The organism is Fibrobacter sp. UWT2 (genome assembly GCF_900142545.1).
Lineage (GTDB): Bacteria > Fibrobacterota > Fibrobacteria > Fibrobacterales > Fibrobacteraceae > Fibrobacter.
On sequence record NZ_FRBF01000002.1, the window covers coordinates 51,913 to 74,592 of the forward strand.

General features: G+C 49.4%; 27 protein-coding genes. 5 read left to right on the forward strand and 22 right to left on the reverse strand.

Features of this window, described 5'->3' with window-relative positions:
* Positions 1 to 2: 2 nt before the first annotated feature.
* Together BUA40_RS01435 and BUA40_RS01440 are read right to left on the reverse strand one after the other, a co-directional pair.
* On the reverse strand, positions 3 to 959 hold the full coding sequence (locus BUA40_RS01435) for a hypothetical protein (RefSeq protein ID WP_072797522.1): 957 nt from the start codon (positions 957 to 959) through the stop codon (positions 3 to 5).
* A gap of 3 nt (positions 960 to 962) precedes the next feature.
* Positions 963 to 1,424, reverse strand: coding sequence for a single-stranded DNA-binding protein (locus BUA40_RS01440; protein WP_072797524.1), 462 nt, complete (start codon positions 1,422 to 1,424; stop codon positions 963 to 965).
* 141 nt (positions 1,425 to 1,565) lie between these two features.
* Between BUA40_RS01440 and BUA40_RS01445 the strand changes: the two genes are divergently transcribed.
* Together BUA40_RS01445 and BUA40_RS01450 are read left to right on the forward strand one after the other, a co-directional pair.
* A complete protein-coding gene (locus BUA40_RS01445) occupies positions 1,566 to 2,663 on the forward strand; it encodes an exo-beta-N-acetylmuramidase NamZ family protein (RefSeq protein ID WP_072797527.1) in 1,098 nt (365 codons plus the stop codon).
* Between the two features lie 21 nt (positions 2,664 to 2,684).
* Positions 2,685 to 3,284 carry a superoxide dismutase gene (locus tag BUA40_RS01450; protein WP_072797529.1) on the forward strand — a complete coding sequence of 200 codons (600 nt, stop codon included), beginning with the start codon at positions 2,685 to 2,687 and terminating at the stop codon, positions 3,282 to 3,284.
* An 85-nt stretch (positions 3,285 to 3,369) separates the two neighbouring features.
* Here the strand turns inward: BUA40_RS01450 and BUA40_RS01455 are convergent, their stop codons facing one another.
* From BUA40_RS01455 to BUA40_RS01495, 9 genes are all read right to left on the reverse strand, one after another.
* Positions 3,370 to 3,888, reverse strand: coding sequence for a hypothetical protein (locus BUA40_RS01455; RefSeq protein WP_072797531.1), 519 nt, complete (start codon positions 3,886 to 3,888; stop codon positions 3,370 to 3,372).
* Complete coding sequence (locus BUA40_RS01460) at positions 3,888 to 4,448, reverse strand: hypothetical protein (RefSeq protein WP_072797533.1); 561 nt, start codon at positions 4,446 to 4,448, stop codon at positions 3,888 to 3,890. Before BUA40_RS01460 ends, BUA40_RS01455 begins: the two co-directional genes overlap by 1 nt.
* Positions 4,449 to 4,558: 110 nt before the next feature.
* Positions 4,559 to 5,188: a formate/nitrite transporter family protein gene (locus BUA40_RS01465; protein ID WP_255369157.1), complete on the reverse strand. Its 630-nt coding sequence runs from the start codon at positions 5,186 to 5,188 to the stop codon at positions 4,559 to 4,561.
* Between the two features lie 60 nt (positions 5,189 to 5,248).
* Positions 5,249 to 6,355: an iron-containing alcohol dehydrogenase family protein gene (locus BUA40_RS01470; protein ID WP_072797535.1), complete on the reverse strand. Its 1,107-nt coding sequence runs from the start codon at positions 6,353 to 6,355 to the stop codon at positions 5,249 to 5,251.
* 66 nt (positions 6,356 to 6,421) lie between these two features.
* Complete coding sequence (locus BUA40_RS01475) at positions 6,422 to 7,348, reverse strand: DUF4421 family protein (protein WP_072797537.1); 927 nt, start codon at positions 7,346 to 7,348, stop codon at positions 6,422 to 6,424.
* Positions 7,349 to 7,387: 39 nt separating this feature from the next.
* Entirely contained in the window at positions 7,388 to 7,834 is a 447-nt protein-coding gene (locus BUA40_RS01480) for a GNAT family N-acetyltransferase (RefSeq protein ID WP_072797539.1), read from the reverse strand.
* A gap of 37 nt (positions 7,835 to 7,871) precedes the next feature.
* Positions 7,872 to 8,402: a GNAT family N-acetyltransferase gene (locus BUA40_RS01485; RefSeq protein WP_072797541.1), complete on the reverse strand. Its 531-nt coding sequence runs from the start codon at positions 8,400 to 8,402 to the stop codon at positions 7,872 to 7,874.
* Positions 8,403 to 8,482: 80 nt separating this feature from the next.
* Entirely contained in the window at positions 8,483 to 8,881 is a 399-nt protein-coding gene (locus tag BUA40_RS01490; protein ID WP_072797543.1) for a hypothetical protein, read from the reverse strand.
* A 108-nt stretch (positions 8,882 to 8,989) separates the two neighbouring features.
* Positions 8,990 to 9,415, reverse strand: a complete 426-nt coding sequence (locus tag BUA40_RS01495; RefSeq protein WP_143149652.1) for a hypothetical protein — start codon at positions 9,413 to 9,415, stop codon at positions 8,990 to 8,992.
* Positions 9,416 to 9,484: 69 nt separating this feature from the next.
* Here BUA40_RS01495 and BUA40_RS01500 point away from each other — a divergent pair, with 69 nt between their 5' ends.
* Complete coding sequence (locus BUA40_RS01500) at positions 9,485 to 10,195, forward strand: SDR family oxidoreductase (protein ID WP_072797545.1); 711 nt, start codon at positions 9,485 to 9,487, stop codon at positions 10,193 to 10,195.
* Positions 10,196 to 10,202: 7 nt separating this feature from the next.
* On the opposite strand, the gene BUA40_RS01505 is transcribed toward BUA40_RS01500, so the two are convergent.
* Entirely contained in the window at positions 10,203 to 11,141 is a 939-nt protein-coding gene (locus BUA40_RS01505) for a fibrobacter succinogenes major paralogous domain-containing protein (protein ID WP_072797546.1), read from the reverse strand.
* A 127-nt stretch (positions 11,142 to 11,268) separates the two neighbouring features.
* Here BUA40_RS01505 and BUA40_RS01510 point away from each other — a divergent pair, with 127 nt between their 5' ends.
* Positions 11,269 to 11,901, forward strand: a complete 633-nt coding sequence (locus tag BUA40_RS01510) for a PH domain-containing protein (RefSeq protein ID WP_072797547.1) — start codon at positions 11,269 to 11,271, stop codon at positions 11,899 to 11,901.
* Here the strand turns inward: BUA40_RS01510 and BUA40_RS01515 are convergent.
* The 7 genes from BUA40_RS01515 to leuC form a co-directional block, all read right to left on the reverse strand.
* Positions 11,898 to 12,338 carry a L,D-transpeptidase family protein gene (locus BUA40_RS01515; protein ID WP_083585218.1) on the reverse strand — a complete coding sequence of 147 codons (441 nt, stop codon included), beginning with the start codon at positions 12,336 to 12,338 and terminating at the stop codon, positions 11,898 to 11,900. The genes BUA40_RS01510 and BUA40_RS01515 overlap by 4 nt on opposite strands.
* Positions 12,339 to 12,491: 153 nt before the next feature.
* Positions 12,492 to 12,863, reverse strand: a complete 372-nt coding sequence (locus BUA40_RS01520) for a mobile mystery protein B (RefSeq protein ID WP_072797549.1) — start codon at positions 12,861 to 12,863, stop codon at positions 12,492 to 12,494.
* An 82-nt stretch (positions 12,864 to 12,945) separates the two neighbouring features.
* Positions 12,946 to 13,389, reverse strand: coding sequence for a mobile mystery protein A (locus tag BUA40_RS01525; protein WP_072797550.1), 444 nt, complete (start codon positions 13,387 to 13,389; stop codon positions 12,946 to 12,948).
* 310 nt (positions 13,390 to 13,699) lie between these two features.
* Positions 13,700 to 13,948: a hypothetical protein gene (locus tag BUA40_RS01535; protein ID WP_072797554.1), complete on the reverse strand. Its 249-nt coding sequence runs from the start codon at positions 13,946 to 13,948 to the stop codon at positions 13,700 to 13,702.
* Between the two features lie 60 nt (positions 13,949 to 14,008).
* Positions 14,009 to 14,785: a DUF5655 domain-containing protein gene (locus BUA40_RS01540; protein WP_072797556.1), complete on the reverse strand. Its 777-nt coding sequence runs from the start codon at positions 14,783 to 14,785 to the stop codon at positions 14,009 to 14,011.
* Positions 14,786 to 15,003: 218 nt separating this feature from the next.
* Entirely contained in the window at positions 15,004 to 15,606 is a 603-nt protein-coding gene (locus BUA40_RS01545; RefSeq protein ID WP_072797558.1) for a 3-isopropylmalate dehydratase small subunit, read from the reverse strand.
* Positions 15,607 to 15,624: 18 nt separating this feature from the next.
* Positions 15,625 to 17,034, reverse strand: coding sequence for a 3-isopropylmalate dehydratase large subunit (gene leuC / locus BUA40_RS01550; RefSeq protein WP_072797560.1), 1,410 nt, complete (start codon positions 17,032 to 17,034; stop codon positions 15,625 to 15,627).
* A 189-nt stretch (positions 17,035 to 17,223) separates the two neighbouring features.
* Between leuC and BUA40_RS01555 the strand changes: the two genes are divergently transcribed.
* A complete protein-coding gene (locus BUA40_RS01555) occupies positions 17,224 to 19,635 on the forward strand; it encodes a glycoside hydrolase family 5 protein (RefSeq protein WP_083585219.1) in 2,412 nt (803 codons plus the stop codon).
* Between the two features lie 87 nt (positions 19,636 to 19,722).
* On the opposite strand, the gene BUA40_RS01560 is transcribed toward BUA40_RS01555, so the two are convergent.
* The 3 genes from BUA40_RS01560 to BUA40_RS01570 all read right to left on the reverse strand — a co-directional run bounded on the left by BUA40_RS01560 (position 19,723) and on the right by BUA40_RS01570 (position 22,296).
* On the reverse strand, positions 19,723 to 20,172 hold the full coding sequence (locus BUA40_RS01560) for a putative periplasmic lipoprotein (protein ID WP_072797562.1): 450 nt from the start codon (positions 20,170 to 20,172) through the stop codon (positions 19,723 to 19,725).
* A gap of 168 nt (positions 20,173 to 20,340) precedes the next feature.
* Positions 20,341 to 21,876 carry a M23 family metallopeptidase gene (locus BUA40_RS01565; protein WP_072797563.1) on the reverse strand — a complete coding sequence of 512 codons (1,536 nt, stop codon included), beginning with the start codon at positions 21,874 to 21,876 and terminating at the stop codon, positions 20,341 to 20,343.
* Positions 21,877 to 21,885: 9 nt separating this feature from the next.
* Complete coding sequence (locus BUA40_RS01570) at positions 21,886 to 22,296, reverse strand: hypothetical protein (RefSeq protein WP_072797564.1); 411 nt, start codon at positions 22,294 to 22,296, stop codon at positions 21,886 to 21,888.
* Between the last annotated feature and the right edge of the window lie 384 nt (positions 22,297 to 22,680).

The following is a 22,680-nucleotide window of genomic DNA, read 5'->3' on the forward strand; positions in this document are numbered from 1 at the left end:
CTTTATTGTTCGGTTGGTTGTTGATTGTTTGATTGTAAAGCTTCGGTGGCGTTCCAGAAACGCTTCAGGTAGATTTTCATCTGGCCGATTTGGTCTCTGGACTGCTTATACTGGATCAGCTGTTGCTCCGGGTTTTCCTGGAGCGTGTAGCTGTAGAGCGCGTATGCGGCAAGACGCACGCATTCGCTGGCCTGAATCAGTTCCTTGTGCGCGTCGCTGGATTCATGCGGGTGGAAAAGCCCAAGAACCTTCTTGTTCAAAGCGACTGCATTGTTGTTGATGGCCAGTGCCTGGCTGCTGCGGGTTTCGCGTTCTGATTCCGAAATGTTAGATGGTAAAGTGCCAAATGCGTCAATCGCGTTCGTGATGTCGTACATGCGCTTGATGACGGTTTCGGCGTCAATCAAGTAGCTGCCGAGTCTGCTCAGGTCCTTGTCGTCGTTGCTGGACTTGCTTGCCTGGCCGCCAGCCTGTGCCTTGTGACGGACAATCTGGCTGGAGCTGGGCATCATCTGGCCGCTTTCACCGTTCTGGAAGGAAGCGATATAGTCCTGGTACTTGGTGTTCATCGCAGCGATTTCTTCGGCGGTATAGTCCGAAGTCGGAATGAACGTCGGGCGGTCCCAGTAGGCGATTCCCATGAAGGCCGACAGCATAAAGAAGGCGAGGAAAATGTTTCCGGCCTTGGCTGCACGGTCATCGAAACGGATAAAGCTAATGATGGCAAAGAAGAACAGGCTCGCGAACGAAAGCAACAATCCGCCGTCGCAGTTGTAGGCAATGAAGGAATTCTTCGCGAAGAAGAATACGCAGTCCATAGCCACAATCAGGAACGACAAAAACGCACCCATCATCTTCTGGGTGCGGGTGTCCGCAGATGCGGACATGAGTATTGCCGTAAAGGTGATGCCCAAGGGGAGCACCATCATCAGTGCGATATCTGCAATTTGCTGGTTCATTTTTTAGAAGGGCAGGTCGTCGTCTCCGCCTTCCGGTGCCGGAGCATCGTAAGCGGGTGCGCTTGCCTGGCTATAGTTGTTGGACTGGTTGTAGGTGTTGCCACTCTGGAAATTGCCACCGTTCTGTCCGCGCGGAGTCAAAAGCTGGAAGGTGTCCAGGTTGACTTCGGTGCTGTAACGCTTCTGACCGGTCGTCTGGTCGGTCCAGCTGCGGTTGGTGAGGGAGCCTTCCACATAAAGGGTCATGCCCTTGTGAACGCCGAGGGTTTCCATGGTGTCGGCAATTTTGCCCCAACCTACGATGTTGTGCCAGTCGGTCTGTTCCTTCTGTTCACCATTATTGTCACGGTAGCGACGGCTAGTGGCCAAGGAGAACGATACGCGCTTGCGACCTGCTGCGCTTGCACTAATGACGGGGTCCTTGCCGATATTGCCGATAAGCATCACTTTATTGAGATAAGCCATATTTCGTCCTATTTTATCTTTTTTTTGTTCTGGGCTAAAAATAAAAAATTCCTTCTGTCATTTTGTGCCAATTTGTGAAAATTTTGACCATTTGAAAAGATTTTCATGTTTTCCCCTGAAATTTCATTTATATTTTGTGTCATGGTATCACTCGCACTTTCACGTTTTGAAAAAGTTTTTCCTGCAAATCTCAAAGGTAAGCGCCTTGGCGCGGTTTTGCACCCTGCATCGGTTCTCCCGGATTTGCATTATACCCTCGATCTTTTGAAAGAATTCGATGGCAAATTGTTCAAGCTTTCGGCTCTTTTTGGCCCCCAGCATGGTATCAAGGGACATACCCAAGACAACATGATTGAATGGGAAGGTTATACCGACCCCGAACTGGGCATTCCCGTCTATAGCCTTTACGGCGAACACCGCGAACCCACTGCCGAAATGCTCAGTCATGTAGATGTAATGCTCGTTGACTTGCAAGACGTGGGCGCTCGCTACTATACCTTTATTTGGACACTGTTCCTTTGTATGAAAGCCTGTGAAAAGGCCGGCATCCCGGTGGTTGTCGTGGATCGTCCGAACCCCATCAACTGTATCGACGAAGAAGGCCCGGTTCTTGACCTGAATTACACGAGCTTCGTGGGACTTCATAGCATCCGTACACGCCATGCAAAGACTATCGGCGAATTGGCGGTACAGTTCAAGGAAGAACGTTTCCCCAAGTGCGAACTCTACGTGCTCGGTATGGAAGGCTACGACAAAAAAATGTGGTACGACCAGACGGGTCTCCCGTGGATTTTGCCGAGCCCGAACATGCCGACTCTCGATACCGCTATCGTTTATCCGGGAATGTGCCTGTTCGAGGCCACCAACGTGAGCGAAGGCCGCGGTACCACGCGTCCGTTCGAAATTTTCGGCGCTCCGTTTATCGATGCCGTCAAGCTTTGCAAGTACATGAATGGCCTTAAGCTTCCGGGCGTGTATTTCCGCGAAAACTACTTCCAGCCCACTTTCCACAAGGGTGCTGGCCAAATCTGTGGCGGTGCGCAGATTCATGTGCTCGACCGCGACAAGTTCCGCAGTTTTGATATGGCGGTAAAGCTGTTGCAGTACATTTTCAACGAATATCCGAAGGATTTCGCCTGGAAACAGCCGCCTTACGAATACGAATTCAAGAAGTTGCCTATCGACATTCTTCTCGGTAATGGCACGTTCCGTAAGGAATTTATCGAAAGTAGCATTTAACCCACAAGAAGGAGACTCATAATGATTCAACAAGCTAACGGAAAATTTGAAATGCCGGCACTCCCGTATGCAGCGGGGGATCTTGCTCCGGTTCTCAGCCAGGAAACCATCGAGTTCCATTATGGCAAGCATCTGCAGACATATCTCAACAACCTGAACGCAGCCCTTCCGGGTAGCGCATTCGAAGGCAAGTCCATTGCCGAAATCGTTACCAAGGCCGAAGGTGGCGTGTTCAATAATGCAGGCCAGTTCCTGAATCACTACATGTATTTCATGCAGTTCAAGGCTCCTTCTGCAGGCAACATTCCGACGGGCAAAATTGCAGACGCCATCGCTCGCGACTTTGGCTCCTTCGAAAAGTTCCAGGAAGAATTCCAGGCGAAGGGCGCGGGCCTCTTCGGTTCCGGCTGGGTGTGGCTCTCTGTCGATGCTTCGGGCAAGCTCGTGATTACGCAGGAAGGCAACGCCCAGAACCCGCTTACCAAGGGTCTCAAGCCGCTCCTCACGTTTGATGTGTGGGAACATGCCTACTACATCGACTACCGCAACCGCCGTCCGGACTACCTCAAGGGACTCTGGCAGATTGTGGACTGGAACGTCATCAATAACCGCTTGGGATAGTGCCTATTGTCCCATTTCGGCGATAGATTTAAATGAAAAAGACGCTCGGCAATGCCGGGCGTCTTAAATTTTAAGGCTGAATGGATTACTTGTTTGCTTCGACAAATCCGTCGGCAACCAGCATTTCCATGGCGCTCTGGCGAGCGGCCGTCACGCCGGGACCGTTACCGATGGGCATGGGGTTTTCCCAAGTAACAGAGGCTTTCCAGACGGGCTTCTTTTCTTCGACAGAGAAGAGTACCAGTTCTTCTTCGAAGCTGGAAAGGGCGGCGTTGTAAATGTTCACCTTAGTGAAATTCTGGACAAGGAGGAATTCAGCGTGCTGTTCCTTGGCGAAATCAGCCACAGGGCTTTCGCTCAACGAAAGCGAACTCTTTTCCTGGACAAAAGCCTTGGCTACAACACCGTGGGTATTGAGGGTGTCTGCCATGGAGGTGGTTACCGAGTTTGCAAAATCGGTAACTTCCTTGTGCGATTCAGAAACCACGACGACAGTCTTGCCCTTCAGGGGGTACGCCTTGTCAAAATTAGACATCTTTTGAATTGCAGGTGCGCAAGAGCAGAGCAGGAGCGCTGCAAACAGAAGCGTGATTAACTTTTTCATTATTTCTCCTCTTTTAAGATTGAATTTTCATGGAAATCTTTGATGATTCCTTTGACGAGTTCGCTCTGAGCCCAAAGTTCCATACCGGTGGTTTTTAAAACGGCTTTCCAGACGACCTTTCCGTCGTTGCAGTCATACATGACAGAGGTATATTCGACTTCACTCGAACCGCCGACGACCATACCGGTGGCCGCATCGTATTGGGTAGTTTCGGATTTGCCGGAAACTGCCGTTTGCATGAGGTAAGAACCGCGGCATTCTTCCATGAGAGCCTTGGGGCTTACGGGTTCCAGGGCCAGGGCGTCGTTCTTGCGGTATTCAATTTCAAGCTTGTTCTTTTCGCCGTAGGTTTTCCAAAGGGAATCGAGCTTGTTGGTGTAACCGGTGTAGGCTTTTTGCTCTTCAACGAGAACCCAGAGTTTCTTGCCGTTGATGTCGAGGCCGGGGATGGAGTTGCGTTCGATTTTTGTTCCTGCACAGGCGGTGAGAATCGCTGCGCAGCCAAAAGTCAAAAGGGTAGCTGCGGTCAATACTTTTTTCTTGTGTCTATTGATAGACATGTTGTTCTCCTTATTTATAGCTCAAAGCGAGCCAGTATAACACTCGCTTATAATATATATTCTGAAATGTACGTTGTCTATCTTTTGTAGGAGAAAATTTGGATAAAATGTCAAACAGACGGGGTGCGTCTGTCTGTTTGACGTCTCGCCAGCGGAATAAGTCCGCCGCCGATAGAGTTCCCGATGGTAATGACCACGAGGGACTTAAACATCAGTGCGGAAAAATCTCCGGCGAGCGAAAAGTAGAACATGTCTGCAATACAGTGCTCGAATCCGCTCAAGATAAAGACCATAACCGGGAGAAAAACGACGACGACTTTTCCGACCTGGTTCTCGATGCTCTTGTAACCGTCGGCGGCAATGAACATGAGCATACCGCAGAAAATGCCCAGTATGAGAAGGCTAACGATGCTGTCGCCGTCTTTGACGAGGCAGAGGGCGCTTGCTTTAGCTTGCAGGGGTGCTCCGTAGCGCGTGAGCGCGATCATTCTTGCAAAAAGGAATGTCCCGATAAAGTTGCCGAGCCATACGATTCCGAGGAATTCCCAGTAGCTAGGCTTGTTGTTGACGAAATAGCCGACTTTGCCCGTGAAAAGGTTGAAGCCGAAATTCAAGATGGTAAACAGCCCGAGTCCGAAAAGGAACGATCCTAGAACCTTGTTGTCGCAAGAAAGGTAGGCGGTGCCGCCAAGGCCGATGCATAGGCCAGAGTAAATCGATAGAATAAGATTTTTAATCACGGGCGGCAAATTTAGAAAAATTTATACCCGCGTCTAACTTTTAAAAGAAATAATTTTTTCTTATTCCACGACCAGGGATTTATCGTAAATGAAATCGACTTCTTCGGGTGTGATTCCACCGGGGACGAGGTCGAGCTTGGATCGGTTCACCTTCATGGCGGCAGCGAATTGGTCGCGCATTTCGCGAGAAACCTTGCATTTTCCGATGAGCTTGTCAAGCATTGCAGTGAAATCGGCGGTGCTTTTGAGGCCTAAAAGAGCCAAAATGCGCTTGGCATCTTCGGGAACCTTCTTTTCGCAGACATCTACGTAGCCGCCCAGGAAGTAGCCGACGGCGGGGCCGTGCGGCACGCCCTGATGCAGCGTGAGGTCATAGCTCATCCCGTGCGGTACGGAGGTGCTTGTGTGCGCAATGGACATGCCCGCGATAGTTGAGGTGAGCATGAGTTTTTCGTAAAGGCTTTCGCTTACGGGCGCGTCGGAAAGAAGCGTGTCCTTGAATTCTCCCCAGAGCTTGAGGCCGTATTCCGGGCACATTCGATTGAATGTGTTGGAATAGACATTCAGGATGCTTTCGACCATGTGGGCGAGCGCATCGACCGCGGTATTGATAATCAGCGTTTTCTTGGCTGAAGCGAGGTACTTGCCATCGACAAGCGCGAGCGCCGGGAAAATGCGGTGCGGAATGCTCTTTTTCAGGTGAATCTTGTGGTTCGTGATGATGGAAACCGGTGTTGCCTCGGAGCCTGTTCCGCAGGTAGTCGGTACGGCGACGACAGGCACATGGCCGAATGGTTTTTCAGGAGCCTTGTGCAAGTTGTCCGCGATGAGATTCGGGTTCGCAAGGAGCAAGGCGACTGCTTTTGCTGCGTCGATGGCGGAACCACCCCCGATTCCGATGATGTAATCGGCACCAAAATCGCGAGCTTGTTTGGCTGCGTTTCCCACGGTATCGGTTGACGGGTTTTCTTCGACTTGATCAAAAACCTGGTACGGCACGTGCCCCGCATCCAGAACTGCGGTAACATCGTCCAAGGAACCGTTCTTCTTGGCTGAAGTTCTGCCCGTCATGATGAATGCGCGCTTTCCAACCGCAAGCAAGTTTTGCGCGTGGTTCTTCACGCAGTCTTTTTCGACATAGATATCCGTGGGTACATAAAAACGCATAGAATGGTCCTGAAGTTATGAGAGTATGCAAAAAAATAGTAAATCGAGGTTGGAAAATTTTGCCAGCTAGAATCTGCGCACCACAAGGATTTCGAAGGCCGCTACGTATTTTTGTTCCAGGTGCTCGCCAAACGCGATGGCAGAATATCCGCTTTTAAGAACGATGTTCCAGGCCCATTTTTCCCCGATGTAGCCAAATGCGGTTTTTATGTCCGATTCGGGCAATAGCAGGTTGCCGTCATCAATGCGTTCGCGGCCGTACGCGATGCCTACAACGCCCCAGAGATTCCAGAAATACCCGTTGCTGAAAACAAAGGTGTAGGTGTACCCGACGTCACCCCAGATGGAGGTGATGTCGCGCTTGTCGTTTTCGTAGCCGAGAACCCCGTCGTTGTCTTCGGCAATGTTTCGCTGCAGGCGCCCGCCGATAATCAAACTCCCGGCAGATTTCTTTTGACGGCGATCCAAAAAGTAGGCGCTCCTGGGTGCGAAATTTCCTTTCGCGGTCGCCATCCAGAGCATCGAAAAATACATGTCCGCAAACCAGAGATCAATGAATTCTTGCTCCTTTTTGCCGTCGCGTTCGACTTCCGTGGTAAAGCCGCTGTAAAAGCGGAGCTTTGCCGCAAGCCACCAGTTTCCCGGGAAAAAGTCAAGTCCCGTCTCGAAAGCCTGGGTGTCCGATTTTTCTTTTGAAGTGGTAAAAGGAAGACTGTATTTGAAATCGGCGGACACGTCCCACGAAATTCCGAATGTGGTAAACAGACTGTCGTAACCGACGCCGATGCCCACATCGACCGGGCGGTTTGAATTGAGCATCGAGTTGTTGTAGGCGGAATTCCAGATAGCCACGAAATTGTAATCGCACAAGAAACGCAACGAGAACCGTTCGCGGAACTTGGAAACCGAAGGCTCGTCGCTGTCTTGCGCTTCGGCAAAGGCAACCCCCGCGAACACCAGGGCAAACAGGAATATTTTCAGTACGCACTTCATCAGGGGTTTTGAAAAGATAATAATGCTTAAAAGCTAATGTTAAATTGAAATTTTGATTTCAAATAGTTGGTTCGCAAGCCCGACCGTTGGTTCGAAATCGGCAATCTTCTTGAACCCGTATTTTTCGTATAGGCCGTGGTGCTCGCTTTTGAGATAAATTTTTTTGTAGCCGAGCCTTTGGGCGTAATCAAGCGCCGCGTCAATTAAGCTTTTGGATAGCCGCTCTCCCCGGAATTTTTCGCTAACGTAAACGAGATTTATAAAAGGGCTGCAACTGAATTTTGCAGGAATGTTTCCGTTCTCCTCGAGAACGCAAAAGCCGACAACATCTTCACCGTGTACAGCAACGAAAACTTTTTCCCAGTCTAGGAAATCGTTCTTTGACATTCGATCGGCTAAACGACGCCCCGGCAGCCATGGGCAATCTTTCGCGAAAGCGTGCGTCTTTTCCCACCATGGTTCATCTTTGTTGATCGCGATTATCATTGCTTTACCTCAGCTTATAAAAAGCCCTTATAAGATTTTACGGGTACTTCCCTCCGGGAATATCCTTCAAAATTTCTTTCCAGAAATCGCGGAATTCCTTTTCGGTGACGGTGCCGCCTGCGCTGAGTAGGCGGTAGTGCTCGCCTTGCCAGATGTAATCGACGGGGGAGGAGTCAAATCCGTTGCGGGTGTAAAATTCGCGGCGTCGGTTCCTGCGTTCGAGTTCTTCGGCGTCCTTGGAATCTTCTTCGACTTCGATATCGACGACAATGCGGGAGTCGGGATGTTTTTCGCGGATGGCCTGCAAAATTTGCGAACCATACCCGCGAGAGTGTAACTCAGGCTCAACTGCAAAGTAGACGATGTTCGTGATGTCGCCGTGCGAAATGGAATTTGAAAATCCGCAGAAAGTATCTCTATCAAAAAACGCCCAGAATTCCCGCTTGATTTTATCGTCAAGCAAATGCTTTATTGGAATCCGCTCGTTGGCCGGAAACGCCGACTCGTACAGAGCCTTGACCTGTGGAAACCAGGGGACATCTCTTGTGACATCGAAAAAATGGAGCATAAGAATTATTTATAAAGAATAATAAAAAAGCCCAGGCAACGGTTGTGTTGCTTGGGCTCTTGTACCTGAAAGAGACTGTTTTACTTGATAAATGCGGTAAGCAGTTTCTTTGCCTCGTCACCGGTGGCAAAACGTATCTTGCCTACGGTGTGGTATTCGAATCCCTGGAACTGCTGCAAATGTAATGCGGCAAATTCGTGGTCCTGCGAATAGCAAAGGTTCAAACGCAAATTCCCGTTGTCGCTAGTGGCCGGGCGTCCTTCCTTTTTGAGGATTGCGATGAGTTCGCTCTGGTCCGCTTCGAGAATCGCTTTGACTTTTTGACCTTCGGTGGGGTTGTAGTCTAAGGTGATGCCCACGACATTCGATTTGGTCGGTGCGTACGTTATTTTTGTCTTGAGTCCGAAAAAGCTTTTTTCGGTCTTGATGTAGATTTGATTGAAGAGGGCGCTTGCCATCTCCATTTTTGCGATATTCATAATCTTTCTCTTTTGTTCAATGAGTGAAATGGTCCCTGAGTGGTACACTGAGCCTGTCGAAGTGCTTGTCAGGGGGCCGATGTCTTGTGCATGCAGAGAAAGAATCGATTAACAGAGAATTCGTTTCAGCGTAAATACGTAATAATCTTTTGACGCTTGGTAGGCGAGTGGGGTAGGGTATGCGCTGTATACGAGACCTTGTGCCGAGATTCTTTGTTGAATGTGCGTGGAGATTCGCTTGAATGCGCCGGCGTCACGTCCGCAGAATCCTTGAAAATTTCCGCTTCGCAAAGTGCGCGAAAGAGCTTGTTGCCCCGCGCGACGTGTCAGCAGGACCGCTTCTGAGGTGTTCTCACGTGAAAAGAAAAGCGGTTCGCTTGTAGAGCTTTGGTCAAAAGTAGCGTCGCTAAGTTCGCCCGCAGTTCTCAACTCAACGTCGTAATCGTAAACAAAAGACCCCTCGATAACGGCGGCGAATATCGCAAACACCGCGACCGCAATCATCGAAAGAACATTTTGCTTAAGGCGTTTCATTGAGCTATAAAATAGCAAGTTTGACCTATGACGACAACTTTTGGAACATTTTAGTGTATATTTATTTCTATGAAATCGTTTGAAAACAAAGTGGTCGTAGTGACGGGCGGGGCGCACGGGATTGGTGCAACTGTTGTGAGTGAATTCGAGAAAGAGGGCGCGAAGGTTGCGTACATCGACATTCGCGAGAATCCCTGCTTTGTGGGGGACCTCTCCAAGAAGGAAGTCCTCGAAAAATTTGCGCAGTTCGTCATCGAAAAATACGGGCACGTGGATGTGCTGGTCAATAATGCACTCCCGCTGATGAAGGGCATTGACGAATGTAGCTACGAAGAATTCAGCTATGCGCTCGCTGTCGGCGTGACTGCCCCGTTCTACCTCGCAAAACTTTTTGCGGCCCATTTTGCGAAGGGCGCAAGCATTATAAACATTTCTTCGAGTCGCGACCGCATGAGCCAACCGCAAACGGAAAGCTATACGGCGGCGAAGGGAGGGATCGCAGCCCTCACGCATGCGCTAGCCGTGAGTTTTGCAAGCCGCGTGCGTGTGAATTCAATTTCTCCGGGTTGGATTGATACGGATTTCAAGGTCTATGAAGGCCCCGATGCCACGCAACAGCCCGCAGGTCGCGTCGGCAATCCGCTTGACATCGCGAATATGGTACTTTTCCTCGCGAGCGAAAAAGCCGGCTTTATCACCGGCGAAAACATTTGCATTGATGGCGGCATGACCCGCCAGATGATTTACCACAACGATTGCGGCTGGAAATTGGAAGGGTAAATAAAGGTTACATGTCCTTTATACAGCGGATAGAGAAAGATCCTTTTTTGGAATTTGCTCCCAAATGTCCAGCATCATTTTCCATTACATAAGCTGCATCAAAGACCGTTTCTGTGCTTCCCTCGTCCCATTCGTCGGTGCATATAAAGAATGCCCTCTCGCCCTGGCCCTTGCCTTTAGCATTTTCGTCAAGTAAAGGGAATCCTGCGGGAATAACAGAAAATCCGTAATCATCTGTGCCTGTGTGAATACCAAGCCACCCCTTGCTTGACTTTAATACTTTGCCGGCAACATCTTCTCCAACAGCGTCATGCAGATCCCACCATTCGTCAAAGGATGGCAAATGCCAGCCTTCAGGGCAAATGCCTCGTATCGTGTCATCAGATAGAATGCACGATGCCCCGTACCCGCAAGTTCGTGGATTTTCTTCGTCATTGGCCAAAGCAACGGAATCTATTGCCGCCGCCCAAGTGTAAAAGCGTCCGACGATATCGCATTTTGCTTCGTCATTATCGATGCACCAGTTATTTCCTTTAATACTTGGCGTTAAATTGGTGTCGGCGTAATTCAGGTTTTCCGCCATCCAAGTTTGATCCCCGATTTTTACCGTCTTGTATTTTTTTCCGTCGCGTTCATCCGTTATTTCTCCATATTCAATATCTGGATTAAGGTAAGCCGTCTTAGGGAGGCTCCAGTCAAATTCATTGTTACTGCTGGAACTTTTCGCTTGACTGCTGCTTGAATTTTCTGTTTCGCTGCTACTTGAACTTTTGGCTTCGCTGCAACTAGAAACGGTGGATTTGCTATCGCTAGATGTTAAGTTGCCGGATTTGTGGGACGAATTGTCTTCGTCGCTATATTCTTCAACAGCTGGCCCTGACGCTTCCTGCGAACAAGCCCAGCAAAGAATAAGGGAAAAACAGACTAAAAGTTTTTTGTACATCATATGACACCTCCTTATAGAAAATAACTAAAAATGTGCCAAAACGCATAGATTACGTAAAAAAATTGAGAAAAGTGCTTTTATTTGGTTATATTAAAAGGGGAATGTTTACGCGTTTTGAGATGTGGCTATGGACAACGAATTGACGCTTTTGATAGGGAAGGGGGAAAAGATCCTTTATGCCGGAAAGCCGGACAAAAGGTGTTTCATTTTCGAATGCATTTTCAATCCGCTGCTCGCGTTTGCTCTCGTCTGGGGACTTTTTGACATGTTCTTTATCGGGGCGGCTTTCTCTTCGGACAAGGCGGACGAGGCGGCCTTCTTTATCATCCCGTTCATGGCGCTGCACATGATGCCGGTTTGGCTTTACCTGGGCGGGGCGCTCCTTTCGTTCAGGCGGTACCGCAACACGGCCTACATCGTCACCGACAAGGGAATCTACGCCTCTGGCGGTATCTTTGGGAGAACTTACAAGTCAAAGCCGTTCGCGGAACTTTCCCATGTGGACCTGCATCGCGGCATTTTCGATCAGTGGTTTGGCGTGGGCGACATCATTACGACCTCTGCTCAGGCTAATCCCGCTACAATGAACGGCCGCAGGACTTCTACCAACGCGGGCATTTCCATTGACAGCATTGCCAATTACGCAGAAGTGTACAAGCTTGTGAAGCAACTGCAAGAGGACATCTACACCGACGTGATGTACCCCAATGACCTTCGTCCCTCCGAAAATCACGGGTATAAGTCGAAGTATAAAGGCTAGGGCTTGATGGTTATCGGTGTTCCGTCTTTGACGGCGTCGTAGATTTCTTCGATTTCGTCGTTCGTGACGGCGATACAGCCGGCGGTCCAGTCTTTCCACCGGTGCCAGAATTTAAAGAGGAATGCCGGAACTTTGTTCGGGTAGCCGTGAATCATGATGTCGCCCCCAGGCTCGTAATAGCCTTCTTTCGCGGCCTTGATTTGCTCCGCGTTCGGGTACGAAATCTTCAGCGATAAATGAAACTTGCTTTTGGGGTTGTGAAGCACGATGGTGTAGTCGCCTTCGGGCGTCTTGTTGTCACCTGACTTGACCTTCGCTCCCACGGGATTCTTGCCAAGCGAAATCCTGTACGTCTTGACAACGCTATCGCCGTTGCGCAAGTGCATTTGGCGCTTCGCCTTTTCTACGAGGATGTTGTCGATGGGTGAGGAGAGCATGGGTTGAAATGTAGTTTTTTTAGAATTCGCCGCAAAACTCAAGGCCGAGTTGGTGTAGGGTGGGGTTGCGTGCTAAAGTTCATTGCTCGTAAAGAGCGACTATAAGACCTACTTTTGAATATTTCTTTAGTTATGCGGGCTCGCAAGCAGCTTTTATGTTGTCACGAACTTAATCAATTCCGTATAATTCCCCGAATCTGCGGCATGAAGTGCATCAATATACTTCTTTCGTAAATCCGTAATGTCGGTCAAGCTGGCATCTCCCCAATAGAGCCGCGGTTCGCCAAGTTGCTGCATAAGCAGGTCCGCCATCAGTCGCGAAATTCTACCATTGCCGTTAGGGAACGGGTGGATTAAAACAAGCCTGTGGTGAAGCCGGACGGCTATTTCCAAGTTGGGGAATGTATGGTTCTCCATCCAGAATTTCACATCATCGAACAACGTCTTCAATTTGACGGGAATTTGGTATGGCGCGACCCCAATGTTTCTTTCCGTCGTTCGGTATTCACCGGCCCATTTCCACACTTGACCGAACTATATCGGCCATACCCAAAATATAAATTATGGGCATGTCATAAAATGACAAAATGACGAATGGGGAAAATTTTTACTTGTCCCAAATGCGCCTTATGTTCTTGGCTATCATCTCATCGGCCATGTCCGTCAGGATATGCGGATCATCGGCAAGTTGATTTTCCAATGCCATGTTCGTGTTGACGCTCGATAGGATTGCTTCGGCTTTTTTGTGGGCCTGTCGTTTAATCGTCTCCTGCAGGCTGCTCTTGGGGATAAAACCGTAAACGAAATCGCAGTCAAGGCCTTCCGCGATTTTTTTCATGGTCGAAATCTTGAGGTTGTTTTCGTTGAGTTCCATCTTGGCGATGCGCGGCTGAGAAAGCCCGACGCGTTCCGCAAGTTGTTTTGCGGTCATTCCGAGAGCCCGACGAACGGCGGAAATCCACCCTTGCTTGGGAGGTTGGGCGTCGCGAAGCTGGGCGAGGTTTCCCGTCTTATGGGCAAGAGCCCTGAGCAAAATCAGCCTTTGGTTCATAAAATAATCTATTTGTTATAATCTGCTTGATAAATATAATAAATATGTTGTAGAATTTCAATAAAATATAACTTTTTTATTGTAAATTGAAGTTTAACTCCGGAAATTCCCCAAAAAACAATTTGAAGTCTAGGATGAAAACTGCTAATATATCGGCGCTTTTGATAGAATTTAAGAGGGATTCGCCAATATTTGAGCATGTGTGTGGATTTTGGGGCTTGATTTTAAGAACTAGCCGCAAAGCTCAAGGCCGAGATTGTGTAGGGTATGGGGCCGCGCTGAAGTTCTTAGCTCGTAAAGAGCCTAAAAATCAGTAATCGTCGCCGAGGATTTCTTCGAATCTTTTATCTCGGAATTCCCAGTCAATTTTTATGCTATCGTGAAACGGAGTGTGCCGATTGTATGACATTGCATGAAGACGGAAAAGGTCCGGGTCCAGGAAATCCTTGAGGTCAGGTTTAATCTTTACCGGATTTTTTCTAACGCGTTCTACAGCACGACGGATTTCTTCCTCGTCCTTACGCAAGAATTCCTCAAGTTCATCCATCGTGTACGGCATATTAGTTTTACCTCTGCTCGTAAAGAGTGACTATAGACTCATTTTGTCTATCTTATTTTTTTATTTATTTCCATTTGCGAAATAGGACTGTTTTATTAATTCCATAATGTCAGCAATCTTTGATTTTTCTGAAAGATATACTCTATAATCGCCATTACCCCAATGACCAATATCTGAAACATCTTGTGCTATTCCATTGGGATCGACTAGAGTACCCTTGGACATATTGATGAAAATCTTCAGGTTATTTTTTTGAATTTCTACATCAGTGAAATTTTTTGGAGATTTGAACGCAATGTAAAGTTTCTTTGGCTCAACAACCACGTTGTCAAGTTTCTTTATCTCTTTTTTTAGTTCTTGATAAAGTAGAATGGTTTCTTTGTTTCCTTTGGAAAGTAAACTATCCTCTGTATACAACACTGAATTTTCAACTTCTTCTGCCATTTTTTCGTCAATGATTTCGTGACCTTCCGGTGAAACTTTGTGCAATCTTTGGACTGTTCCACTGACGGTTGCAATCGTCTGAAGAATTGCATAAGCATCATCGGCAGACATTGCATAGAACTCTTTTTTTCTCTTTTTACCATCAAAAGTTTCAATAGCTCGCAGGTTTGGATTGATGCTGTCTATCATATTATGGAGAGCCAAATCCTGAAGGCGCTCATTAACTTCATAGATGGCGAACACTCTGAAAGCATAAGGAATGCACTCGCTTCGATTAAGTTCCTTTAAGCGTTTCTGTAAATTATCCGCATATCCAATTTTCACATATTCAGGAAAGCTCGGATTAGTAAGGATATATACAACGCCTTGACCTTTGTTATTTTTCTTGTTCATTATGCTTTACCTGTAAATGTGGCTCTTCTTTGTATGGTGGTTGTAACGCGACGCTTAAAGTATCCATATAAAAATATATCATATTTTTTGTTATCTCGCAAGCATTTAGGGCAGAACGTTTATTTTTATGTGCTCGCAATACTCAAAAAACGCCCAGGCTTTTAACCTGGACGTTTTCTAAAAGGAGGTCCCGGCTCGGAGGCGGGGAAGGCATCCTATTACTTCAAGAACTGCATGTACGGCAGCTTGCTTGCAAGTTCCTGCACCTTGTCGGCGTTGGCCATGAGGGCGGAACGTGCGTGCCAGGAACCGTCGAGGAACTGACCGCGGGGGCCGTCGGCAAGCGTGAGCTCGATGGTTTCGTCACCCATCTTGAGCGTGCGGCTTTCGGTGCTCGTCACGAGTTCTTCGCTCGGGTGTGCTTCGATCCAGGCGAGAATCTTGTCTGCAACTTCGTGGCTCACCTTGTAGCAAGGCACGCCAATGGCCACGCAGTTACCGAAGAAGATTTCGGAGTAGCTTTCGGCGATGATGGCGCGGATGCCCCAGCGCTTGAGAGCCTGCGGAGCGTGTTCACGGCTGGAACCGCAACCGAAGTTCTGGTTAGAAACGAGGATGGAGCCGTTCTTGTAGGCCGGATCGCGGAACGGGTGGACCTTGCCCTGAGCGGCGAGGCCAGCGATATCGTCGGCAAAGGCGTTTGCGCCGAGGCCTTCGAAAGTCACGCACTTGAGGAAGCGTGCCGGGATGATACGGTCAGTGTCGATGTCGTTGCCGCGTACAGGAACGCCGGAACCTTTAACAATGTCGATAGAATTCATTTTTTAAATCTCCTTGCGTTACTTGATGTACTTGCGGACGTCGGTGACCTTGCCTTCGATGGCGGCGGCAGCCACCATGGCGGGGCTCATGAGGATGGTGCGGCCCGTCGGGCTGCCCTGACGGCCCTTGAAGTTACGGTTGCTGGAGCTTGCGCTCACCTGGCGGTCCTTGAGCTTATCCGGGTTCATGGCGAGGCAGAGCGAGCAGCCTGCTTCGCGCCATTCGGCACCGGCTTCCTTGAAAATCTTGTCGAGACCGAGAGCTTCGGCTTCCACCTTGATCTTCATGGAGCCCGGAACGACCCACATCTTTACGGTCGGGGCGACCTTGTGGCCCTTGATGATTTCGGCGGCGGCCTGCAAGTCGCTGAGGCGGCCGTTGGTGCAGCTACCCACGAAGGCGATGTCAATCGGGCGGCCAATCATCTGGCTGCCTTCTTCCCAGCCCATGTATTCATAAGCTTCGGAGATGACCTTCTTTTCGCTGCCTTCGAATTCGCTGATCTTCGGCATGTTGCCGTTGAGCGGAATGGCCTGGGCCGGAGTGATACCCCAGGTAACCATCGGTTCGAGGTTGTCGCAGTTGATTTCGACTTCGTCGTCAAACTGGGCGTCGGCGTCGGTAGCCACGGACTTCCAGTAAGCAACGGCTTCGTCCCACTTGTCAGCCTTCGGGGCGTACGGACGGCCCTTGAGGTATTCAAAAGTCTTTTCGTCGGGGTTGCAGTAACCGACGCGGGCGCCACCTTCGATAGCCATGTTGCAGACCGTCATACGGCCTTCCATGCCCATTTCTTCGATGACCGGACCGGCAAATTCGTAAGCGTAGCCAACGCCACCGTTCACGCCGAGCTTGGCGATGTAGGCGAGGGCAACGTCCTTGGCGGTCACACCCGGCTTGAGCTTGCCGGTGAACTTGATGCGGCGAGTCTTGAGCGGGCTCATGGCGAGCGTCTGGGTAGCGAGAACGTCGGCCACCTGGCTTGTACCGATACCGAATGCGATAGCACCGAAGGCACCGTGCGTTGCCGTGTGAGAGTCACCGCAAGCAACGGTCATACCCGGCTGGGTCACGCCTTCTTCGGGGCCCACGATGTGGATAACGCCCTGTTCGGCGGTGGCGGGGCCAAAGAACTTGATGCCGTTGTTCTTGGTGTTGTTTTCAATGTGGGAGAACATCTCTTCGGAAATGCCGTCCTTGAGCGGGCGGTTGCGTTCCGGGAAGGTGGTCGGGATAATGTGGTCGACCGTGGCGAAGGTGCGTTCCGGGAACAGAACCTTCTGGCCTTCTTCGCGGAGCTGCGCAAAAGCCTGCGGGCTCGTGACTTCGTGGCAGAGGTGGAGCCCGATAAAGAGCTGGCACTGGCCGCTCGGGAGCTTTGCTACCGTGTGGCTTTCAAAAATCTTCTGATAGAGTGATTTTCCCATGATTTTGTCTCTTTTTTATGCCTTTTCGATTTATTCTCCAAGGCTGATTAATTGCGGCGTAAATATAGTAAAATCGGCAAGGGAAGGGGATACCGCTGTAAACACTTATTGCTTTTCAGGGTATACCTGAAGGGGGTCTTGCAATCTATTTTTCAAAATAGGGAAGTGTGTCTTTTTTTGAGGTTGGATATGAAAAAGAAATTTTTAGGAGCACGCTTACTTGCGTCTACCGCTGCGTTAATCTTGCTGGCATCCTGCTCGGATGACGGTTCTTCAGGTTCTACCAATGGCGCCGAAGTTCTTCCGGATCAGTCTACCGAAGCCCCCGTAAGTCCCGAAAATACTGAAAATCCTGTAATTGAAGGCTCTGAAGAGGGTTCCAGTAGCGAGGTTCTCACGCCCGAAGAAGTGGCCAACGAACCAATTACAGAAGAAGATTTGAAGGATGACGGTACGGCTTCTGTGACGACCCTCACAGTCGGTGTCTCGGGCGTTGCTGAAATAGGCCCGTTTGCAGAAGGCGCTACGGTTTCCTTGAGTGGTGTCGATGTCAAGACCATGACTCTGTCGGGCTCCGCCTTGAGTGGCAAGGTGTCTTCCAACTTGGGCGCTTTCACGGTTTCGGGCGATATCAGCTCTGCTGTCGCTAGCATCGAAGTCAAGGGCGATTATGTGAATTTCACATCCGAAGAACGCTATGTTGCCTCGGGCATCAAGGCGCTTTCGGATCTTCGCGAACGTAACAAGGTCAATGTGAACGTGCTGACTCGCCTTGAATATGACCGTGTGCAGTATCTGGTGACTGAAATGGGACTCAGCTTTACGGCGGCCAAGACCCGTGCCGAAAAAGAAGTGCTTGCCGCTCTCGGTCTAAAGCAAGATTCCACCTTATTCGAAGATATCTCGCTATACGATCATACTCAGGCTGCCGCGAACTTGCTCGCGGTAACAGCTGCTTTGCTTGAAGAACGCTCCGCTGGTGATGTAGATGCGGCCTTGTCGGCAATCGCTGCTGACATTGCTCCGGATGGCACCTGGGATGATCCTGCGCTCAAGGCGTCCGTGGGCGATATTGCCTATTCTCTCAATACAGGCTATCCGAGCTCCGTCTTGTCCGATTTGAATGGCGGTGCAAGCATTGAATACTTTAGCGTGTGGGTGGAACATATCTGGGCCGCTCAATACGGCTTGGGTTCTTGTGGCGCATCTAACCAAAATCAAGTAAAACCCAATGCAAATGCTGCTAGCGTCAATGCGTCTATGCAGTTCGTTTGCCAAGACACCTTGTGGTCTATGGCTACCGAAGCTATTCTCTTGAATTTGGCAGCCGCTGCACTTTTCGGTGAATGTTCCGATGCCAATGTGGGGCAAATGAAGGCCAATGATGAGGGCAAGTACTTCGTTTGCAGAAAGAACGCCTGGAAGGTTGCCGGAGATGAAGACCTTGCCAATATGAAGGTGGCTGAACAGAATGGGGCTTGCACCTCGGCGAACGAGGGCACTCTCGCATCCTACGAATCCGACTATTACGTGTGCGTTTCGAATTTCTGGTCCAAGACCAAGAATGTTCCCGTCGATTATTCCAAGGGCCGTGCCATGAACAAGCGCCTTGGCCGCGGTATCAATATGGGTAATGCCTGGGAATCTACGGGTAATGGGGCTACGGCTGATTGTGGCTGGAACAACTGCATTCAAGATGGCTACTTCAAGATTGTCAAGGACGCTGGCTTCAATTCTGTACGTATTCCTGTGCGCTGGAACCAAGATGCTTCCAATAGCTCTCCTTACTCGCTCGATGCAGGTCGTCTTTCTGGCGTCAAGGCAGATATTGATCTTGCCCTTGCCCAAGGACTTGCCGTTATCGTGAATTTCCACCATTACACGACTTTGAACGATGCAGCAGCAGGGTACACCTCGAACAAAAGCAAGTATGAAAGTGAAAAGGCTCGTTTCCTTGGTATGTGGGAACAGGTGGCTAAAGAAATGAACGCCTATCCGGATAGCTTGCTCGTCCTTGAAATCTTCAATGAACCTCATGACATGAAGGTGGAACAGGTAAACGATATCATGAATTCCGCATACGAAGTGATTCGTAAGAATGCTCCGGGCAAAACGATTATGTTCGAAGCGGGTGCTTATTCCAAATTCGGTCAGATCCCGAAACTGACTCTCCCTGCCGACGGAAACATTATTGTGAGCGGTCATTATTACGAACCCTACACCTTTACGCATCAGGGACATGGCTACGATTGCAATAATTCCTTGTCCGACAAGACGGTCGCTTCGATTGATGGCGAATTCAAGGGCTACGCCGATGCGATTGCGGAATATTTCCCCGATATCAAGGGTGGTTCCGTGCCGATGAACATGGGCGAGTTCGGCGTGTCAGGCCAACATGGCTCTTCTTGTGGCGGAAATGGCGTTTCTGACGATCTGCGCGCCAAGTGGACCGATGCTGCCATTGCCGCTGCCGAAAAGTATGGCATGTCCTGGCACTACTGGGGCTTTGTGGGCGTAGGCGGCTTCGAAGCCTACGACAAGGGCGCCGGTCAGTGGTACTCGGAACTGTTGCAGGTCTTTACAAAATACACATCCAAGTAAAATATCCCCAAAACACAAACCATGCAAAAAGCCCTGCGGAAAATTCCGCAGGACTTTTTATTTACCGAAGAAAAACTTTGCTGAATATTAGAACTGTTCAACCTGAGTGTCGAACTGGTACTTTTCGTGGTAGTAGGCGAGCATTTCGCTTGTGCTGGTGAAGGCGCCTGCGCGGATAGCGTTGCGGACTTCAGGATCGTTGCGGGACATTTCGATGATCTTTGCGTCTATGTCCTTGAACAGCAACTTGTTAGATGCGATTGCAACGTGATTCTGGTTGTAGTCCAGGTGATAGTTGCGTTCGAGCATCTGGAAAAGTTCGGACTGGCACTGATTTTCAGGCGGATGCTTCTTGGCGACCGGCATGTAGCACTTGTTGATGTAATCGGTCTTGTAGGCGACGATCATTTCGTCAATGGCGGGGATATTGTGAGCCGAGTCGTGGCTAGCTACTTGAACAGTGGGAGTGACGACACCGGAGCATCCGGTAAGGAGGGCTGCGGTAATGGTTGCAAGAGCTAGAACTCTAAACTTCATTTGTTTTTATCCTTTTTTCTTTGTTGATTCCAAATCCCTAATTCCAGTTTAAAAGTTATTTAAAACGGGGTGTTTTGGCGAGGCCGAAAATGTAACAAATAGCTTACAACGGCTCTAAAAAAACGTTTAGAGAACACTTTTTGGTAGCCTTTGTGATGGGGGTCACTTTTACTGTCTGCCACCCACTGCTTCGGCAGTAGGTTTGAACATGTAGAACCACTTAATCGGGTCAATTACTTTGTATCTAACATTGCCGATAACTTTGTTACCGTTTTTCGAGATGAGCCCAGTAACTACGTGGGCGTGCGGGCCAGTGGTGTGTCCGGTAAGACCCACGGTTGCAATGGGGTCTCCTGCCATAACTTCTTGTCCATCAAGGTATAGCAGCTGGTCACAATGCATGAAAATCACGACGTCTTTTTGGCGGACAAGTCCAATGACAATTCCGCCGCGTTCGTCGCGTGCTGTCCAAGCTTTTGCGGCGAAGGGCGCGAGTATGCGTGCACCCTGTCGGCTTGCTACGTCGATACCGTTATGTTGTCTAAAATTGGCGGTGGCCACTTCGTGGTAAAATTCCGTCAAGTAGGTGACACTATCCGATACGATCGATGTCCAGTACTTCCAGGCGGCGCCAATGGAATCCGATGCGGTGGTTCCGATGTAGTCAGGGCGCGAGAACTTGATGACGGTTCCTTCGGGCGGAATATTCTTTTTGTTGTTTTCCCAGGAATTGGTGGGGTAACCGTTTTCTTCGAGTGTAACCTTGATGTACTGCTGCACCATTTTTTCGTTGGTGATCAATGCACTAAAACGGCCTATGGCGTAGCGTCCGATGCGCTGCATCGATTCCTTGCCGTCGAAGGTGTATTCAAACGATGGCGCCACCGAAAGTTTGTCGCGTTCGTGAATGCGGTCGCGCATGTTCGAAATGCTCGGATCCGTCTTGGTCACGAAGAAAAACGGGAGCGCGATGGCGAGCAAGAACAAAAGCGGGAAAATGGTTCTGAAAACCTTTGAGGTTCCGTCCAACGGGTTCTTTTCAAGAATCGAAAACTTGTGCAGGTTCTCAATAATCTTGGCGAATGCTTCGGGATTCTTTTTCCAGTCGCACTGGCGGATTTCCTTGAAGAAGGAATGGCTACGGCGTACCGCCCTGTAGGCGTGGTAAAATTTCTTCTTGTCAGGCTTTTGCGGGAAAAGCCAAAGCAGGTTCGATTTGTTGAAATGGGGGAGGTCTTCCAAAAATGCAGACGCTTCCGCGGCACTTTCGCCGTCGATCACAATCAGTCTTGAAACGAGCTTGGCGTAATAGGCTTCCTGGTCGCTAATTTCCAGGGGGAGTATGGCTACAATCTGCGCGGTCGTCTTCTTGAGCTGCTGCAGGTTGTGGTAGAGGTTTCTGAACTGGTCGTCGTTTTGCGGAAAGCCTCTTGAGCCCGTAATGGTCCAGTTGCTTTCGGAGGAATTGAGCTCGTTCAGAACTTCTTGGGTGAGCTTTTGCTCAAAAAGGTCGCATGCAGAAACGGGGGCGTTACCCTTGAGACTATTTTTGCCGGAAAAATCAATCACTAAAAAACGCGCGCCGGCGTTTAGCGCCAGCGCAAGGTTCTGCAAGGGTTCAAGCGGAATCTCGGTTTCGCCCGGAAAAGCAAAAAAGGTGATTCCGCCCTGCCTGTACAGGTCATTTAAGACCTTGTGCTGCATGTCCCTTAATTAGGCCTTCTGAGTGCCACGGGGGTAGGTGAAACCTGCCGGCGGAGCTGCCACGAACTTGTCCACCTGGAGATAGAGTTCTTCGGCGGTAGCGCTCGGGTTGAAATAGATTTCCTGGTTGCGGTTCTGGGTGCGGCCCTTGAGCGGTTCGCTACGGCGAGAACGGCTTACGATGCCCAGCGGGAGCACTTCCAAGAGCGGAAGCAGGCCAAAGTAGCGGAACAGGCTGAAGTTCTTCTGCCAAGTGGTACGTTCGGCGAGCACGGCGAAGGTGCCTTCGAAAATGGACTTGGTCTGGAGCAGTTCGTCGCTAGTCATGGTCACCAGTTCGTGATTGGTGGGGAAGTTGTTCACGAAGTTGACCATGTCGCCCTTGAGGTAGTTGGCGTCGCAGAGAAATACGAATTTCATGTTTTTACCTGTTTTTGATTGTTGTTTTGACACAAAATAGTTTTTTGGTATTACACTGTCATTTGCAAAAAGGGCGAAAACGAATACTTTCGGAACTTTTTGTTCCGGTTGAATGTAAATTCTTTGTAAAATCCTGAGAAACCTCCCAAAATACGAAAAAATTGTTTTTTGGACTTCTTGAAGCGGCTCTTTGGAGGATATTCCGTAAGTCGTTGAGTATCAACGAGTTACGTTAGCGAATTGCCCAAATTTGCTCAAAAACGGCAATTTGTTGGTTATTCAAAATTTACTTTTTGGGGATTTTTTTCGAAAATGTGCGTTTCATCACGTTTAAAAACGTTATATTTGACCTCGTAAAATCGCGCTCGGACTAGCGGGGGCGGT

Coding starts and splice junctions, on each gene's coding strand:
- BUA40_RS01435 (WP_072797522.1), bottom strand. CDS start 959: ATGAACCAGCAAATTGCAGATATCGCACTGATGATGGTGCTCCCCTTG.
- BUA40_RS01440 (WP_072797524.1), bottom strand. CDS start 1,424: ATGGCTTATCTCAATAAAGTGATGCTTATCGGCAATATCGGCAAGGAC.
- BUA40_RS01445 (WP_072797527.1), top strand. CDS start 1,566: ATGGTATCACTCGCACTTTCACGTTTTGAAAAAGTTTTTCCTGCAAAT.
- BUA40_RS01450 (WP_072797529.1), top strand. CDS start 2,685: ATGATTCAACAAGCTAACGGAAAATTTGAAATGCCGGCACTCCCGTAT.
- BUA40_RS01455 (WP_072797531.1), bottom strand. CDS start 3,888: ATGAAAAAGTTAATCACGCTTCTGTTTGCAGCGCTCCTGCTCTGCTCT.
- BUA40_RS01460 (WP_072797533.1), bottom strand. CDS start 4,448: ATGTCTATCAATAGACACAAGAAAAAAGTATTGACCGCAGCTACCCTT.
- BUA40_RS01470 (WP_072797535.1), bottom strand. CDS start 6,355: ATGCGTTTTTATGTACCCACGGATATCTATGTCGAAAAAGACTGCGTG.
- BUA40_RS01475 (WP_072797537.1), bottom strand. CDS start 7,348: ATGAAGTGCGTACTGAAAATATTCCTGTTTGCCCTGGTGTTCGCGGGG.
- BUA40_RS01480 (WP_072797539.1), bottom strand. CDS start 7,834: ATGATAATCGCGATCAACAAAGATGAACCATGGTGGGAAAAGACGCAC.
- BUA40_RS01485 (WP_072797541.1), bottom strand. CDS start 8,402: ATGCTCCATTTTTTCGATGTCACAAGAGATGTCCCCTGGTTTCCACAG.
- BUA40_RS01490 (WP_072797543.1), bottom strand. CDS start 8,881: ATGAATATCGCAAAAATGGAGATGGCAAGCGCCCTCTTCAATCAAATC.
- BUA40_RS01495 (WP_143149652.1), bottom strand. CDS start 9,415: ATGAAACGCCTTAAGCAAAATGTTCTTTCGATGATTGCGGTCGCGGTG.
- BUA40_RS01500 (WP_072797545.1), top strand. CDS start 9,485: ATGAAATCGTTTGAAAACAAAGTGGTCGTAGTGACGGGCGGGGCGCAC.
- BUA40_RS01505 (WP_072797546.1), bottom strand. CDS start 11,141: ATGATGTACAAAAAACTTTTAGTCTGTTTTTCCCTTATTCTTTGCTGG.
- BUA40_RS01510 (WP_072797547.1), top strand. CDS start 11,269: ATGGACAACGAATTGACGCTTTTGATAGGGAAGGGGGAAAAGATCCTT.
- BUA40_RS01515 (WP_083585218.1), bottom strand. CDS start 12,338: ATGCTCTCCTCACCCATCGACAACATCCTCGTAGAAAAGGCGAAGCGC.
- BUA40_RS01525 (WP_072797550.1), bottom strand. CDS start 13,389: ATGAACCAAAGGCTGATTTTGCTCAGGGCTCTTGCCCATAAGACGGGA.
- BUA40_RS01535 (WP_072797554.1), bottom strand. CDS start 13,948: ATGCCGTACACGATGGATGAACTTGAGGAATTCTTGCGTAAGGACGAG.
- BUA40_RS01540 (WP_072797556.1), bottom strand. CDS start 14,785: ATGAACAAGAAAAATAACAAAGGTCAAGGCGTTGTATATATCCTTACT.
- BUA40_RS01545 (WP_072797558.1), bottom strand. CDS start 15,606: ATGAATTCTATCGACATTGTTAAAGGTTCCGGCGTTCCTGTACGCGGC.
- leuC (WP_072797560.1), bottom strand. CDS start 17,034: ATGGGAAAATCACTCTATCAGAAGATTTTTGAAAGCCACACGGTAGCA.
- BUA40_RS01555 (WP_083585219.1), top strand. CDS start 17,224: ATGAAAAAGAAATTTTTAGGAGCACGCTTACTTGCGTCTACCGCTGCG.
- BUA40_RS01560 (WP_072797562.1), bottom strand. CDS start 20,172: ATGAAGTTTAGAGTTCTAGCTCTTGCAACCATTACCGCAGCCCTCCTT.
- BUA40_RS01565 (WP_072797563.1), bottom strand. CDS start 21,876: ATGCAGCACAAGGTCTTAAATGACCTGTACAGGCAGGGCGGAATCACC.
- BUA40_RS01570 (WP_072797564.1), bottom strand. CDS start 22,296: ATGAAATTCGTATTTCTCTGCGACGCCAACTACCTCAAGGGCGACATG.